The organism is Jeotgalibacillus sp. 10bf12, assembly GCF_055597105.1.
In genome coordinates, this window is the sequence record NZ_CP200276.1 from 2,856,370 (window position 1) to 2,872,328 (window position 15,959).

17 protein-coding genes are annotated in these 15,959 nt (G+C 41.4%); 3 read left to right on the top strand and 14 right to left on the bottom strand.

The features are described 5' to 3' along the window. The 14 genes from DH10bf12_RS14930 to DH10bf12_RS14995 form a co-directional block, all read right to left on the bottom strand. Positions 1–567 carry a Maf family protein gene (locus DH10bf12_RS14930; RefSeq protein WP_471736039.1) on the bottom strand — a complete coding sequence of 189 codons (567 nt, stop codon included), beginning with the start codon at positions 565–567 and terminating at the stop codon, positions 1–3. 95 nt (positions 568–662) lie between these two features. Continuing rightward, the gene (locus DH10bf12_RS14935) at positions 663–1,334 is read right to left on the bottom strand and encodes an SPOR domain-containing protein (protein WP_471736040.1); all 672 of its coding nucleotides are present in this window, start codon (positions 1,332–1,334) and stop codon (positions 663–665) included. A gap of 109 nt (positions 1,335–1,443) precedes the next feature. Continuing rightward, complete coding sequence (locus DH10bf12_RS14940) at positions 1,444–2,199, bottom strand: prepilin peptidase (protein WP_471736041.1); 756 nt, start codon at positions 2,197–2,199, stop codon at positions 1,444–1,446. Between the two features lie 32 nt (positions 2,200–2,231). Further along, positions 2,232–2,666, bottom strand: coding sequence for a type II secretion system protein (locus tag DH10bf12_RS14945; protein WP_471736042.1), 435 nt, complete (start codon positions 2,664–2,666; stop codon positions 2,232–2,234). Next, positions 2,663–3,457 (bottom strand): hypothetical protein, encoded by a 795-nt coding sequence (locus DH10bf12_RS14950; RefSeq protein ID WP_471736043.1) that lies wholly within the window; start codon positions 3,455–3,457, stop codon positions 2,663–2,665. Before DH10bf12_RS14950 ends, DH10bf12_RS14945 begins: the two co-directional genes overlap by 4 nt. Then, positions 3,450–4,037, bottom strand: a complete 588-nt coding sequence (locus tag DH10bf12_RS14955) for a PilN domain-containing protein (protein ID WP_471736044.1) — start codon at positions 4,035–4,037, stop codon at positions 3,450–3,452. The genes DH10bf12_RS14950 and DH10bf12_RS14955 overlap by 8 nt, the downstream gene beginning before the upstream one ends. Then, positions 4,034–4,948, bottom strand: coding sequence for a type IV pilus biogenesis protein PilM (gene pilM, locus DH10bf12_RS14960; RefSeq protein ID WP_471736045.1), 915 nt, complete (start codon positions 4,946–4,948; stop codon positions 4,034–4,036). The genes DH10bf12_RS14955 and pilM overlap by 4 nt, the downstream gene beginning before the upstream one ends. Before the next feature lie 127 nt (positions 4,949–5,075). Then, positions 5,076–5,546 carry a prepilin-type N-terminal cleavage/methylation domain-containing protein gene (locus DH10bf12_RS14965; protein WP_471736046.1) on the bottom strand — a complete coding sequence of 157 codons (471 nt, stop codon included), beginning with the start codon at positions 5,544–5,546 and terminating at the stop codon, positions 5,076–5,078. Positions 5,547–5,638: 92 nt separating this feature from the next. Next, positions 5,639–6,850, bottom strand: coding sequence for a type II secretion system F family protein (locus DH10bf12_RS14970; RefSeq protein ID WP_471736047.1), 1,212 nt, complete (start codon positions 6,848–6,850; stop codon positions 5,639–5,641). A gap of 12 nt (positions 6,851–6,862) precedes the next feature. Then, positions 6,863–7,888, bottom strand: a complete 1,026-nt coding sequence (locus DH10bf12_RS14975) for a type IV pilus twitching motility protein PilT (protein ID WP_471736048.1) — start codon at positions 7,886–7,888, stop codon at positions 6,863–6,865. An 11-nt stretch (positions 7,889–7,899) separates the two neighbouring features. Further along, positions 7,900–9,555: a GspE/PulE family protein gene (locus DH10bf12_RS14980; protein ID WP_471736049.1), complete on the bottom strand. Its 1,656-nt coding sequence runs from the start codon at positions 9,553–9,555 to the stop codon at positions 7,900–7,902. 18 nt (positions 9,556–9,573) lie between these two features. Next, positions 9,574–11,025 carry a VanW family protein gene (locus tag DH10bf12_RS14985; RefSeq protein ID WP_471736050.1) on the bottom strand — a complete coding sequence of 484 codons (1,452 nt, stop codon included), beginning with the start codon at positions 11,023–11,025 and terminating at the stop codon, positions 9,574–9,576. A gap of 18 nt (positions 11,026–11,043) precedes the next feature. After that, complete coding sequence (locus DH10bf12_RS14990; protein ID WP_471736051.1) at positions 11,044–11,751, bottom strand: PRC-barrel domain-containing protein; 708 nt, start codon at positions 11,749–11,751, stop codon at positions 11,044–11,046. A 36-nt stretch (positions 11,752–11,787) separates the two neighbouring features. After that, entirely contained in the window at positions 11,788–13,134 is a 1,347-nt protein-coding gene (locus DH10bf12_RS14995) for a phage holin family protein (RefSeq protein WP_471736052.1), read from the bottom strand. Between the two features lie 92 nt (positions 13,135–13,226). Here DH10bf12_RS14995 and DH10bf12_RS15000 point away from each other — a divergent pair, with 92 nt between their 5' ends. The 3 genes from DH10bf12_RS15000 to DH10bf12_RS15010 are packed head-to-tail and all read left to right on the top strand — an operon-like array spanning position 13,227 to position 15,957. Next, entirely contained in the window at positions 13,227–13,730 is a 504-nt protein-coding gene (locus DH10bf12_RS15000) for a type IV pilus modification PilV family protein (RefSeq protein ID WP_471736053.1), read from the top strand. Continuing rightward, positions 13,723–14,322, top strand: coding sequence for a PilW family protein (locus DH10bf12_RS15005; protein WP_471736054.1), 600 nt, complete (start codon positions 13,723–13,725; stop codon positions 14,320–14,322). Before DH10bf12_RS15000 ends, DH10bf12_RS15005 begins: the two co-directional genes overlap by 8 nt. 12 nt (positions 14,323–14,334) lie before the next feature. Continuing rightward, entirely contained in the window at positions 14,335–15,957 is a 1,623-nt protein-coding gene (locus tag DH10bf12_RS15010; protein ID WP_471736055.1) for a hypothetical protein, read from the top strand. The last annotated feature ends 2 nt before the right edge of the window (positions 15,958–15,959 follow it).

Sequence of the window (15,959 nt, forward strand, 5' to 3'; positions counted from 1 at the left end):
TTAGGGCTGAAAACAGCTGAGAAAGCTTTGGAGCTCTCTTTTCAGGCGGGCTACCGGGAGACCGACAACAGCATAATAATCACCTTTGATCTCTTTGACAAAGAGTGCACCTCCGGACTGAATACCATAAGCTCCTGCTTTATCATAAGGATCATCAGTTGAAATATAACTGCTGATTTCTTTTTCTGAAAGCGGCCAGAAAGTTACATCTGTTTTCTCAACAAATGAAATTACCTTTTCACCTTTTATCAGTGTGACGCCTGTATATACTGTGTGGGTCCTGCCGGATAAACTCCGGAGCATCTCTTCTGCTTCCTCAGCTGATTTAGGTTTGCCGAGTATTTTGTTTTGATAAACAATTGTGTCACTGCCAATAACAATCGATTCAGGAAATTCAGCAGCTACTTCAGCAGCTTTCCCCTCAGCAATTTTTATAACGGCTGTTTCAGGATCCGGATCTGTAATGGTGGATTCATCAAATGTTGAAGGGTGGATTTTGAAAGGGTACGGGAGTAAAGACATTAATTCTTTTCGACGTGGAGATTGTGAAGCTAAAATGATTTCCATGTTTTTCACCTCAAAGCAAAATGATAATAGGGAGACATGAACAGTATAGCATATCTTCCTATTATCATTCTAAGGATTTCATTTAATGATCCCGGTTAATCCTGCACTTCCCCTTCCAGCTGCAAAATGGCACTCAGACTCTGAAGAAAAGCTGTTTCACTCTCATCACTTTTTATTGACTGATATAAATTCTGCAGGGTGCTATTTTCTAATTTGTCGCCTGGCGCATGCCTGAATGTTGTATCAGGTGCAGCAAGCTTCTGATTGATGGCATTCATCATTGCTGTAAGCCATTCCTTGTCCGGTTCAGTGATATCGAGCTGAAAGCTGTTAACACTGATCTGCTTGACATAAACATCACCTGACTGTCTGGCTGCCAGTGCTTTCGCCACATCTTCAGTTGCTGCAGCCCCGACCCATAAAAGAACCATATCACCCTGCTTCGTAAGCACGTGCGGCGCCTCAGGGGTCATGCCCGAAATGAAATCTTTGGCTGCTTCTTCACTGCTGAATGCCCCTGCCTGAAGCACCCAAAAAGAAAATGCTTCAGATTGAAATAAGCTTGTCTCTTCAGGCGGTTCAGCAAGCAGTGGCTGCTGGTCTGGTTTTTCCAGCAGTATATTCAGAATCAGTCCAAAAACAGCAGCGCATAAAATACCTGATAAAACAGGAAATAAGATTAACCCTTTCGTTTTTTTCCTGTTATCAAATGAAGGAAAATGAATAATCGTTCCGTCTTTATTTTTCGAGGCCGGTTCCTGTTTCATTTAAGCAGCTCCTTCTCTGTTTCATATATTGAGACTAGCACGTGAGATAAAAAAAAGAACAAGACAATTGTCGTCTTGTTCACGTGAGATTCCGACATGAATTTCACTGTCAGAAGAAGAAACCTGTATAGCTGGAGATGATTTTCTCTCCCCAGAAATAAGCAATCAGTGTGCCGGCTGCGATTGAAGGACCAAATGGAACAGGATCTTTTCTGGATTTCTTTTTAACATAGATTGCATAAACTCCAGCAGCCGTTCCGATAAACGTCGCAATGAAAAATGACAGCAGCGTCAGCTTAACGCCAAGCACAAGTCCAATCACTGCGTACAGCTTAATATCGCCACCTCCCATGCCACCTCTTGATACAATTGCGATCAGAAGCAAAAGGGTAAAGCCGGCTGCAGCTCCAAGTGGCGCGTCCCACCAGGGTGTCAGCGGTTCAATTACTCTTAATGGAATAAACAAAACGCCAAAAAACAATAAAATTTTGTCAGGGATCAGCATATATTCAATATCTGAGACTGTAATAATCATCAATAATGAGACGAACATGATGCTCACAACTAACTCTCCTGTGAATCCGAAGTGTAAAAAGCTGTATGCAAATAAAAACCCTGTTAAAAATTCAATGGCAGGATATTTAAATGGTATACTGAGCCCGCAGTTTTTACATTTCCCCCTCAATAAAAAAAATGACAGAACGGGAATTAATTCATACCACCCGAGCCTGTGATCACATTCCGGACATGCAGACCCAGGATAAGCAATCGATTGTTTTTTAGGCACACGCAGTCCTACCACATTAAAAAACGAGCCGAATATCGTACCATATATGAAAATTAGTACAGTTAGAAACACCAACATGAGGATTGACTCCTTATTTCAAATTTGAGGGTCTAGTTCGGGGAAATACGTTCTCGCGAAATTTCACTGAATGGTATTGCAAGACGATCATTATCGCATAATTTGTGTGCTTCAGCATAAAGACAGATTCCTTCAGGCTGAGCTTTAGAAAATGTTACATAGCTTTCATTTTCCGCTGTCAAAAGATCACCAGTGAATGGATCAACCATTTGTTCGATCAGACCTTCAGCTAATAACTGCTGATATGTAACCCGATCCACCGGTGATTCGTCAATACGGTGAAAAAGCGCATATTTTCTGGCTGCTTCTTTGAATGTAAATGCGCTAGAAATAAATGCATCCTGTTTCGCGATCGATACTGTAGTCTGCATCATCAACGTCCCAATCATCAGGAGAATCCCAGTGATGACAATGACAGCAAGCATTTCAATCAGCGTAAACCCACGCTCATTTTTGAGTTCCTTCACTCATCATCCCCACTTTCAAGGTCAGGAAACTGTGGAAGTGGATTACTTTTATCTGCCGGTGGCGGTGCAACAATCAGCGGTAACTCACCAATCAGCTCTTCAAGCTCAGGATAATAATAAGCAGCTACACCGAGCGTATAGACGAGCGGTTCTGAGATATCATTGACAGAAATCTTTTCACTGTCATCTGTAAAGCTGATTTGTTCTATTTCCATAATTCTTTTTGAATCTTCCAGCACACTTAAGAATTGCTGCAGTTCAAAATAACTGTCAGAGGTTACTGAAAGATTCATTAACACTTTGTAAAGACCTGTTGGCGCCTGAATATCGGCAGGTACCGGTTCAGTGACAACCTCTACTTTTTCTGCAGATGTTTCATTTGCAGCATTTCCATCAGCGCCGGATTCTAAAGGATTTTCCATCTGTTCCGGTGATTCCTCTACTTCTGTTAAGGAAGTGATTTCCGCTTCTGTGATCGCTACTGAAGCGACAAGACTCCCTGATACAAGCTCTGCTTTTTCAACCTCCAAAATCAGCTGGTCAACGAGTGGCTTTACCGGAATCTGTTTTTGGAGCTCAGCGCTGCTCTCAAGCGAAACAGAAGTCTCACTATGTTTATTTGACAGCAATGCATCGATCAGCTGCTCTTCTGATTGAAGCTGCTGTTCTGTTAAATTAATTTCTGCGTTTAAAGGGTAAATCAGTGAAAAATACAGGATAACAGGAACCAGAATGGCAGCGGCACCAAATGTCATTGTCAGAATCGATGTTCTGTTTAATCTGTTATTCAATGCCACTCTCCTCCCTTACTGAATCCTGATCGAGCATAATTGTATACTGCGCTGTATATCGCGGCAGTAGATCTTCGTTCAATGAATCAAGCGAATCAATTTCTTCTGCTACTATGCTTTGAAGCGATGCCTGCACAACCTGTTCTGACTGTACAAGCTGATTAAGATAAAACGCTGCTTCCCTGCTCGTGTCAAACTGAACAGCCAATGTTATCAGGCCTGTGTCTGTATATTGAAATGATTCAAAGAATCCTCTCTCTGGCAGTAAAGAAGTAAAATGATCTAAAACATCAACTGTCGGGATTGGATAATTTTCCATAAAATTAATTGCTGTTTCCAGTCGTTCAATCCCTCCCGCTGACTGATCATTGAAAGTCTGCTGTTCAAGAAGGACTTTCTCCTGCTCAGCCTGTTCAAGCTGCGAGGCAATTCTTTCAAGCTCCTGACCTTTAGACCAGTGAATTACAAAGATTGCTGCAGTTGCCAACACAAATGCTGTAACAATCGGGATGATGAAGACCATCTGAAACCGCTGCTTTTTTTGTTTTTTGGGCAATAAGTTAATTGAAATCTGATTCATCGCAGTCCCTCTTTAAGCGCCAGCCCTATCACTACTTCAAAGCCTGCAGTGCCTGCATCAAACATGTGTTCAATCTCTCTTGTTTTAACTGACTTCTCTATCGTGACTGAAATTTCTTGAGACAGGCCCTGTTTGAAAGTGTCGATCTGCGGATGATTCCCACTCAGATATAATCTGCTGATCTGTCCATCATCCTTTAGTACAGAGTACCTATAAAAGCGCATAATTTTTTCTATTTCACTAAAAAGTTCATCAAATGCCATATCATCAAGTGCAATCGGTCTCATAAATAATGGATAGCCTCCATGAAATACTGAGATCGTCAGCTGCTGAGGTTCCATATGAATAAACATTAAATGCTCACTTTTACTGAGAGAACTGACGTAATCGTAATATCTAAATAAAGCAAGCGGAGTAATATCAGCTGTAACCGGATCAAGGTGAACTTTTTCGAGCACGTCTCTGTAACTGCTGACGATGTCAACCGGTGAAGCAAAAATCACAATTTGATTGTCATTTCTATCAGGCAACTTAACAAAATCGAATACAGGATCATCAAACGGAATCTGGATCCTGCTGCCAAGCTCCATATATAAATACCCGTGTATTTCCTGTTCTGATAAGTTTTCTTTCAGTTCGACCTGCCTGACAATTACGTAAGGGTCAGGTACTGTGAACTGAACTTTTTTCCGGTTAATTTTCCAGTCACGCATACACTGTTCCAAAATGGCTTCAAGTGTATCAGGGTCTTCTATTTTACCTTTAACAATAATACCTTTTGGCAGCTCATAAAATCTCACCTGCTTAACATCAAGAGGCTCAAGTGATTTCAACTCCACCATCCGGATTGCTTCTTCTGAAAAGACAATATGTACAAATTGAGTGGAACGGTTAAGTAAAGACTGTATCATTCATATAATCCTTTCCTGGCTGGAATTAGCTGTTAGTGACAATAGACCTATATGTATATAGTATAATCTAATTATACCGCATTTAGATCTTTTGGATAGTAAAAAAACAAGCCCGGGGGCTTGTTTTTTAATCTTCACTTGCGGCTGTATCAAACACACCACGATTTAGATTACTTTCAGTAATAGGGGTAGTTGTTGTTCCAATATCTCTTTTTGATCCATCTAAAAATACAGAATAGCTTAATTGACTACCTGATCGTGAGATAAACACTTTAGAGGCTTCAGAATTATACGTTGTGCCATCTGGATCCTCCATTGTTTCGATGTACCCGTTATCTTCAAGAGTCTTTAGAGTAATAGCCGGGATAGCTCCTGTTGCAGGTAAAAGCTTGTTATCACCCGCAATTGCTATCTTCGCAGAACTAATCATCTGCTGTGCATTCGCTACGTGTGCATCCTTCCGCGTATTATCAATAATTCCGCCAATCGCCGGAATTGCAATCGCTGCAATAATACCAAGGATTACGACGACTGCAAGTAGCTCGATCAATGTAAGACCGCGCTCATTTTTAATGATTGATTTTAATTTAGTAAACATGTTTTTACCCCCAATAAATGTTTTAATTACTTCAAAAACTATCATACTACATACCTGCATAAAAAATACAGTATAAAATAACTAATTAAAAGTTAATATTGCTGAACATCGTTAAATATCTCAAACATAGGGACCATGATGGAAGTCACGATTGTTCCGACAATTGCTGCCAGGAATACGATCATAAGAGGCTCAATCAATGATTTCATCTGCTCTGTAGCATGATCAACTTCTTTTTCATAAAAATCTGCAACTTTCCCAAGCATAGCATCTAAAGAACCAGTCTGTTCACCAATTTGTATCATTTGTGAGATTAAGGGAGGAAATGCCCAGTGATTTTTCATCGGGTCTGTCAGGGAATTCCCCCGCTCAAGAGATTCTCTGGATTCTCTGATCACTTTTGCGATCACTTCATTTTCTACAATGGTTTCAGATATTGCTAATGCCTGCAGAATTGGCACTGAGCTTGAAAAAAGTGAGCTCAGTGTTCTGGTGAGTCTTGCTAAAACTGCTTTTTGAATTAACTTTCCAAAAAGCGGAATTTTCAAGATAAAATAATCAAACTGATATCTGGTTTTTGGGTGTTTTTTCAGCACTGTGATCACTCCTGCTGCACCTGCAACCATCAGGATCACAACAAACCACCACTTAACCATGAAGTTACTGGCATTCAGGACGAATTGAGTGATCAGCGGCAGCTCACCGCCAAAGTCAGCAAACATGTTAACGAATGTCGGTACAACGGATGTAAGCAGAAACACAACTACTCCGAAAGCAACGATTGCTACGACAATTGGATACGATAGCGCAGAGCGTATTTTCTGACGGGTGTTGTATTGTTTTTCGTAGTGATCGCCTAAACGCTCAAGTGTTTCATCAAGGTTACCGGTCGCTTCACCGGATCTCAGCATATTGATAAAAAACGGCTCAAATATTCTGTTGAATTTCGCAAGGGAATCAGAGAGGGTATTCCCTTCCCGCAGATCTGCTTCAACTGACTGCAATGCTTTTTTCAACGCTTTGCTTTCTGTCTGTTTGGCAAGTACTGCTGTTGAATCTACGACTGTTACACCGGCTTTCAGTAATGTTGAAAACTGCCTTACAAAAATCACAAGATGCTGAAGTTTCACAGGATTGCCAATCGCAATATCTTTTGTTAAGAGCGTTTCCTGCTGCTCTTCAATGTCCGTCACACGAATACCGTCTGCTGCCAGCTGCTGAATGGCTTCTTTCCTCGTAACTGCAGAAATTAACCCTTTTTTTAAGCCGCTTTTTGTTCTGCCTTCATATTTAAAACGAGCCATGACAGATTCCCCTTACATATAAGGTTTCGCCGTTTCCTGCGAAATCATATTTTTATCATACAGTTCTCTGACAGCCGTCTGGATCAGCTGCATCCCCTGTGCCATTGAAGTCTGAATGACTGATGGCAGCTGGTGAACTTTTTCTGTGCGGATCAGGTTGCCAACTGCTGCATTATGAGTCATGATCTCCACAGCAGCAACCCTGCCTTTTTTGTCTTTTAACGGCAGTAGCCGCTGGGAAATCACACCTCTCAAAACACTCGCAAGCTGCAGTCTGATCTGAGGCTGCTGCTCTGGAGGAAATACATCAATGATTCTTTCTACGGTTGAAGCAGCACTTGATGTATGGAGAGTAGCGAATACAAGGTGACCGGTTTCAGCTGCAGTAATTGCTGTGCGGATTGTTTCAAGGTCTCTCATTTCCCCAACAAGAATAATGTCGGGATCCTGCCTGAGCGCACTCCTCAAACCATTTGCAAAAGTCTTAGTATCATATCCGACTTCACGTTGATCAATGATACAGCCGTTGTGACTGTGAAGGTATTCAATCGGGTCTTCAAGTGTGATAATATGCTTTTTCTCAGTCTGATTAATGTGCTGAATGATTGACGCGAGTGTAGTTGATTTCCCACTTCCTGTAGGACCGGTAACAAGAACAAGGCCCTGATGGTAATGCGCAATTTCTTCAATGACAGGCGGAAGATTGAGGCTTTTTAAGGTCGGGATTGATGTTGGGATAACCCTGATAGCGAGTGACATGCAGTTTCGCTGATGATAGACATTTATCCGGAACCTCGAAATACCCGGAAGCCCGTATGAAAAGTCGATTTCTCCCCGTTCCATAAAACTCTCCCATTTTCCCTCAGGAAAAATTGCTTCTGCCATTTTTTGCGTATGCTCACCGTTCAGTTTATCCTTACCAAGTCTTTTAAGGCTGCCATCAATTCTTAAAACCGGCGGAGATCCGACTGACAGATGCATATCTGATGCGCCAAGTTCAAAAGCGGTTTTGAGTAAATAATGTATCTCCTCTTTCATTTGTACATCTCCTATTCTATTGCCACGCGCATAATTTCTTCAGTCGTTGTGATCCCTTGCTTTACTTTTAACAGTCCGTCATCAATCAGAAAGATTGTTTTATTTTTAATGGCTACTTCTCTGAGCTTGGCAAAGGATTCACGATTTAAAATAATATTTCTCATTTCTTCATCTATCATCAGTACTTCATGAATGGCAATACGTCCTTTGTAGCCGGTCATATTACAAGAAGTACAGCCTCTGCCTTTATAGACCGTTTCAATCTGAATACCGCGCTTTGCAAAAATCTCTTTTTCGCTGACTGATGCATCATGTTTTTCAGCACAGTCACGGCATACTTTTCTGACAAGACGCTGAGCAACCACGCCGCTCAGTGAAGAGGCAATTAAAAACGGTTCTACGCCCATGTCGAAAAGTCTCGTCACTGTACTGAGCGAATCATTCGTATGGATCGTGCTTAGCACAAGGTGACCGGTCAGTGAGGCTCTGATTGCAACCTCTGCAGTTTCCTGGTCACGAATTTCCCCGACCATAATAATATTGGGATCCTGCCGCAAGATCGCACGAAGGCCTTTAGCAAAGGTAAGGCCGACATTTGAATTCACCTGAATCTGATTAATGCCTTCAAGCTGATATTCAACGGGATCTTCAACTGTAATAATATTCACATCTTCACTGTTCAGCTTATTTAGCGCTGCATAGAGAGTAGACGATTTCCCTGAACCTGTCGGACCTGTAATCAAAACGATCCCGGTTGGTTTTTCAATCATTGATTGAAAACGTTTCAGGTTCAGCCGGTTGAAGCCGAGCGTCTGAATATCGTTCAGCGAACTGCTCAGATCAAGTATACGTAAAACGATCTTTTCACCGTATACAGTTGGCAATGTTGATACCCGGAGATCAATCGGTTTATAATCGACATTAATTTTAATTCGTCCGTCCTGCGGAATTCGCTGTTCAGTAATATCAATGTTAGCGAGTATTTTAATCCGGGCAGTCAGCATTGCCTGAATATGCTTTGGCAGTATTCGCTCAGTCCGAAGTACACCATCTACACGGATTCTGACAAGCACTTTTGTTTCCTGGGGATCTATATGTATATCACTTGCCCGCTGGGAAGATGCTGCTGATAAAAGCTGATTCACCAGCCTGATGATCGGTGACTCCATATCTGTCAGTTCGTGAGCAGACACATCATTATTTTCTTCGATTTTCAGTTCCTCAAAGCCCTCTTCGGTTTCGTAATATTTATTAACCGAACGGATAATATCATCTTTAGTAGAAATAACCGGCCTTATATCAAAGCCGGTAGACAGTCTCAAATCTTCAATTGTATAAAAGTCCATTGGATCATTCATAGCCACGTAAAGTTTATCTCCCTCTTTTTTCAAAGGGATAATCAGCTTCCGCTGGGCATCATCTTTTGGGATCAGTGTAAACAGATTGGTATCAAAAGGATATCTGTAGAGGCTGACCCGCTCAATTCCCAACTGTACTTCGAGCACTTCAATTAACTGCTGCTCCGTGATGTAACCTTTTTCTAAAAGTGCATCTCCAAGCTTTAAGTGCTGCTGCTTATCAGCAAGTGCTTTTTCAAGCTGCTCCGGTGAAAGCACACCTGCTTCAATCAGCATATCCCCGAGACGTTTTTTTGGTTGAACTGTCATCAGCCTTCCTCCTGTCTGTTACTTTGGTTTTGTTTCCTGTTTCACTGAGTCATTCAGATGATTCTCTTTTCTTGCAGGCTGATCGTTACTGCTATCACCATTCTGATCTGATGAACTGTTCCCTGGAGCAGCGTCAGGCCCGCCATTTTCTGATCCTGAGGAATTGTCAGATGGGTTACTTCTATCTGAACGCTCTTCTGTACTTTCATCTGAATCGTTTGACGTAGTGTTGTCACCATTCCGCTGTTCGCCTTCTTTTTCAGGGTCGTCTGCCTGTTCTTCAGGTCCGTCCTCGGCAAGCTGCTCCGGCGTCTCCAGACTGCTGACTTCAACGCGGTGTACCGGCGGATAAAAGTCTTCATATAAAAATTCTCTGTTTATTTCATAGGAATCAACATCAAGTGTGATCCGTTCAACAGGAATGATTTGACCGTCCAGTCCTGGTTCAGTCACCTCAACCACTCCATCGGCAACAAATGCGCTGTATTGACGGATCGTTCTGAATGGCAGCATGTCTGTTCCGCCGATTTCAGTCTGATAGGTAAACGGCTGCTCCGGACCAGTAATCCGGACGTAAAGCGTTCCCTGAATTGACTCAGCATTGATGGTAAAATCTGATTGTGTGGCATTCAGTATTTTATAGTCATTATTATTAGATGATGTTACCCTTGCCTCTTTACCTGCTGCTGCAAAAACAGGAAGCCGGGTACTAATGTGCCGCTCCGCAATCGTCAGAGGTGTTTCAAGCACAGCTGAATGAATCACAGTTGCGATTTTAGAAAGCTCTTCATCTGTAACCTCATAATCTTCTATTGATTCCAACACCTGATTTGAGAGATTCAGTACAGAATAGTATTCACCAGGTAATAGTGTGACGGATTCATTTTTAAAAATATAGTTCTGCTGTCCTGCCGTTACAGTGAAGTCCCCGGCTGCTTCAGCAATTAACGTTTCACCCGAACCGGATGCCAGCAGTAAAGACAGCTCGATAGGACTTTCAGCAGCTGTATCTAAAAAGGAAATTCTGTTCTCAATTTCACTTTGCACTTTTACCGGATCCAGCACAGCTGACTCCAACAAACCGAAATCCTTGCTGAGCAATGTAATGACGTCACTCATATTCACATTCAACGGAATTGGATTAGATACCCCGTCCTGAGCTGTGTTGACAGCTTCTGCCGGAAAGAAATCAACTAATTCCGGTTGTAATACAGCTGATTGCTCCCCATATGTAACGACCAGACCTGATTGCTGTTTCCAGTTTAAAACATCTTCTGTTACAGCACTTTCAGCTTCTTCATTAGAGAGACCCGCTACATTCGTTCTGCCGATCATTGTACCTTCACTGAATGCTTCCTCACTTGCCGTTACTCCAGGAAGTAATGCAGGCCCTGTCTGAGTTGCTCCTGCAATGATCAGAAAAGAAAGCAGCATAGCCGCAAGCATTTTTAACGCTTCGTTCTGACTCATGAACCGCACCAACTTTCATTATTCAACAGATGTTGCAAGCTTCGCAAAAGTAGAAGGCCCTTTTTGCTTCGTCATTTCTATTTGAGCCTCAGTCAATACTTCACCTGCCAGGAGGATTTTTTCACCGCTGTAATCAGTCACATCATTTCTCAATTTCTTCCCAATCAGCATCGTCATTTGTTTTTCTTTCAGCTGGTCCGCTTTTGAAAATTCTTCTGCAGGCTCTTCCATCAATGTTTCCAGTCCTTCTCTGATTGAACTTAAAGCTTCTTCCTCAAGTACGATAATGTCTTTACCATATGTGATGACGAATTCAGCATCGATAAATCCATTTTTATCCTGCCCTTTAATGTTTAATGTTTCAATTGAACCTGTATCTTCGTTAAAATAATATTCTGTAATTTCACCGGCGAATTGCCCTTTTTTTGTAATTGCTTTTGTATCAGCTACAGATATCTTTCTGTTTAGGAGCTGATTAGCAATCGGGATTTCATTCAGGTCCAGCACAGCACCACTGTTCTCAACCGTAATCGCATATCCTCCGAGCCCAATAATTTTCTTGAATGGGATCGCTCTTACACTTGTCTGCCAGTCTTCATGTTCAATTGCAATAAAGTCTACTGATCTCTTTTCAGGATTTACTACAATCGATTTAACTGTTCCAATCTCAATCCCATCTGTAATTGAAATAACCGGAAGGCCAATAAGTTCTGTACTGTTTTTCATCATTTCCACACCTATTCTTTTTGTATTTTTCTAACTTTAAAGTATACTTCGCAACACATTCATTTCGTTTCTTATAAAATCATGATCAAATTTCAATATCACTTCTTCACTTAAGGACAACACCTCAGGAATATGCTCCTGTTTGATCAGTTGTTCAATCAATATTCTGTAGAGTACATACTGCTGAGAGGGATCTGTTGTCAGTTTTATCGTTTCACGTATTTCGTTTTCAAGCATAGAAATATCAGGATGTTGATAAGCTTCAAATTCCGACGTGATGAGGTGAAAGATCTGTTCATCAATAATCTGTGACTCGATAGGTGCTTCATTTAAACCAATATCCGTCTCAACCTCAGCTGATTGTGGTGCGGGTTGATCCGTTGCTAGGTCTTCCGTCATGACAGGATTCTCCTCTATATCTGTCGCTAGCAGATGCGCTGTGTCTTCACTTATTTCTGTATGAGTTTCTACTACCTGAATGACTCCAGCATCTGCTTCACGGTTTTCCTGTAAGGAAAGATCTTCTGATATTTCCGCTACTTCCACTGAATGTTGATCAGACGGTTCAGAATTCTGATCGTCCTCTTCCAATGCCAAGTTGTTAAAAAACAACTTTTCATCACGGCTGAGAAAAAGTTCACTTTGCTCTTCAGTATTTTCTTCAGGAGATTCAGTTTTTTTACCTTCGTCAGCTGCTTCATCACGATCATAGGCAGCTGCACTTTCAAGCCATGAACGGTCTGTATCGTTTAAATTGAATGTTTCAGAGACCTCAGTAGTTCTTTCAGGTTCCTGTTCTATAGGTTCTTCAGGTGCAACAGCAATATCTTCTTGTTCTCCAAGCAATATTTCCTGCCGCGAATTAAGCATTTCATCCATTTCATTCAGCTCAGATTTTTCGGAATGATTAAATTCTTCCGGCTCTATAGCAGACTCAGTGCTATTTAATGGTTCACCCTCCGGAAATGACTCATTCAGCTCTTCCGGTTCTGTCTCAGGTTCTTCCTGTATCCATGGTTCTTTATGTAAGACAATATCGGAGTCTTCTAAAATGTTATGATCATCAGAGTGGTCTGTTATATCATGCTGTTCTTTAATTTCTGATTCTTTATCTGCGGGATCTCCCTCATCTAGAGCAGGTTCCAGCATAAAAGATTCACCTTTTCTTTGCAGTACTATCGAACTAATTAAAATCATACCGATCCCTGCAAGCAGCGCTGTCCAAATATCGAGCACGCTTTGAAGCAAAATAAAGAGCAATGCTGCTATGAATGCAACTCCCGCTATCATGATCGTTCCCCTGTTAGAGAAATTCAGCGGAAGAAAAGATAAAATTGGAATCACAATCAGCATTCCAACGATGGCAAAAATATATGCTGCCATTACTTCACTCCTAATCTCCTGAAATAGTACATATGATATATACAAACAATATTGTATAATAAAACTAATCAAATTGAAAGAAGTGAAAAGGCATGTCTTTTGACATATTTAAAAATATAAAAGCTTTCACTCTGATTGAGGTATTAGCCTCTATTACATTACTAAACATCATTATATTCTCACTTTTAACCTTCTTCTTGAATTCCTATAATTATACTTTTGCAAATCAGGATCAGACAGTCGGCAGTAATGTAGCACGAAATGCTGTAACTTATATAGAAAGTCAGGACTTTATACTATTTCATGATTATTTAAGTATTGCCGGAAGTGAAAGGATGATAACGTCCGACGATTGTACGGCGACTGTCTCAGGAAGAACCCTTTTTGAAAATGCCGCTGTATGTCAAGCGGTTTTTGAACCGGTCATTAATAATCAGTTCTATACTGCTGAAGTAGAGCTATCCTTTTATCTGGCAGACACTGTTGAGCAGACGGATGCACTTAAAAGTGAAATGATACAAATTGAAGCTACAGTGATGTGGGAACGCAAAAGAAGTGATGAATCAACAGTCAGAGGGGTGCTTCGCCGTGATTAAATTGAATGAAAACGGAATGACGCTCATTGAAGTGCTGGCTGGCGTAACGGTTGCTGCAATTTTCAGTGCCTCTATATATGGCGTTTTTATTTCAGGGCTTTCACTTTATGAAAAAACCTCTTCCCTCGGACAGGCACGGGATGAAACAGATTATATTGCAACGATGGTTATGAATGAACTTTATACGCAAAAGCCCGATTTTGTCAGACCTTTTGAAGAAGAAAACAGGTCAGGAGTCGTTTTAACAAGGTTTTCTGATAAAAAAGTTGAAAGTTATCTGATTGAGCAACCGGATACTTCTGATGAGACATACATTTATTTTGAAGAGAGCAGAATTGTTTTTGATACGATCACTGCAGAAGAAAAAGCGATGTCCAACTTGTCTGTAGGTGAGTCTCCTGACCTGATATTGACGGGAGAGTCGATTGTTTTACAGCAGGCAGAAAGCAGTATCAGTATGAAATGTCCTGCCGGCTGCACTGATGGGCTTCCGACCGGAGTGATTCAGCTGAACCTTTCAATACTTCCTGCAAATTCACGCGTGGCCGAAGAAATGAATCCCATTCAATTAACCTCAGATTTCGGGTACTAAGGAGTGAAGAACTTGAAAAATGAATCAGGATATACATTGCTGACAGTCATGCTAATCGTATTAGTATTTACCACCCTTGGAGCTGTTTTGCTGACAGTGACCATCGGCGGTGCTCAGCGGACTGAACTCAGGGAAAATACAATCGTAGAAGATTCAGATGCAATCAGGGCGATCGAACAAGGAACCGCGATTTTAAAAAATCAGATACATAATAACAAATTTTCTTCTCCGGGATCACTATACCAGGGGGAACTCGACCAAGTGATTACTGCTCTCAGGTCTGAGGATTTGAACATTGTTATTACGGACCTCTCAGCAGAATATGATATAGAACTGGATCATGATTATACGAGAGTATATGAGATAAGAAGCAATGGTTATCATGATGATTATGCAAAGCTGGTCTACATTACAGCAATGCCAAGCTTCTTAAAATATGCTGCAGGAGCCAGAGACGAATTAAGTTTGCACGGCGGCATGTATATTGATGGAGACATTTATGCAAATAATCAGCTGAATATATCAAATGAAGCAAAGTACATTTACCAAAGCAATCTTAATACAGTAAAAAATGACTTCCCTACCGTGTCAGAGCGATCAAGACTTGTGATTGAAGAAACTGGTGTAGCCAGCAGCTGTGACCATAGTGTGGCCCCGGGATGTTTTGAGGTTGCCGGTGGCGCTTTTTCAAAGTCCATTCACTGGCAGCGGCGCTCAATAGAGGATTTAATTTCTGACTCTTTCAGTTACCAGGCCCCTGTTCAGGGGGATGCAGCCGAGTATATTGATATCCGTCTTCTGCCCACCGTAACCTCTAAAATGAAGATGCTGGATCCATCCTTCGAAGATGCTGATACTCAGGCAATTGCAGATGGGGCTTCATTACTCACAGCAAGGGGCTACGCTGATACAGCATCTTATGAGCGTGTACTTTCAGCAGATACTGTATTGCATGAAGAAAATGTGATTACTTCTATACAGCCTGATCGAAATCACCTGTATATATCTGATGCATATCTTAACACTGATACATTGACTCTGGATTCTGACAAGTGGCTGGTTGTCACGGGAGATCTTATACTCGAGAGTGCTGCTGGAGAATCAGCGGATATTAGTAGTAACATCATTGTGTTCGGGGATGTTATCCTGCGCGGTGACCTTTCGATGGATTCTGTTATTTATGCTTTAGGAAGTACTACCGTTTTCAATGCAAACATTGAACGTCCTGCAGGTGGTGGCGAGCTGATTCTCATGAGCAGAGGACAGCTTGATATTGCATTGCTCAACTCATTTAACAACCCCGCTGATTTTACAGAGTTCCCAAATCAGCTAAATGCATTTTTATATACCGATCAAAATGCAGAAATTTATTCGGTTGGATCCTATGTATATATTGATGGAGGCGTATTCAGCCGGGGATCACTTGAATTCAACAGCTTCCGTGGTGACACTGCCGAAGGAGAAAATGATATTATTTTCACTGCATTTGAAGAAAATGCAAACGAGTATGAGAAGTCACGCTTATACATTCGAAATAACCAGAGACTGTTCCTCGATAAACTTCAGGCTTTACCGGCAGTTGAAAAACTGGACGTAATTGAAGACACATACAGAAAAGTCAGTCGCAACAAATAGAA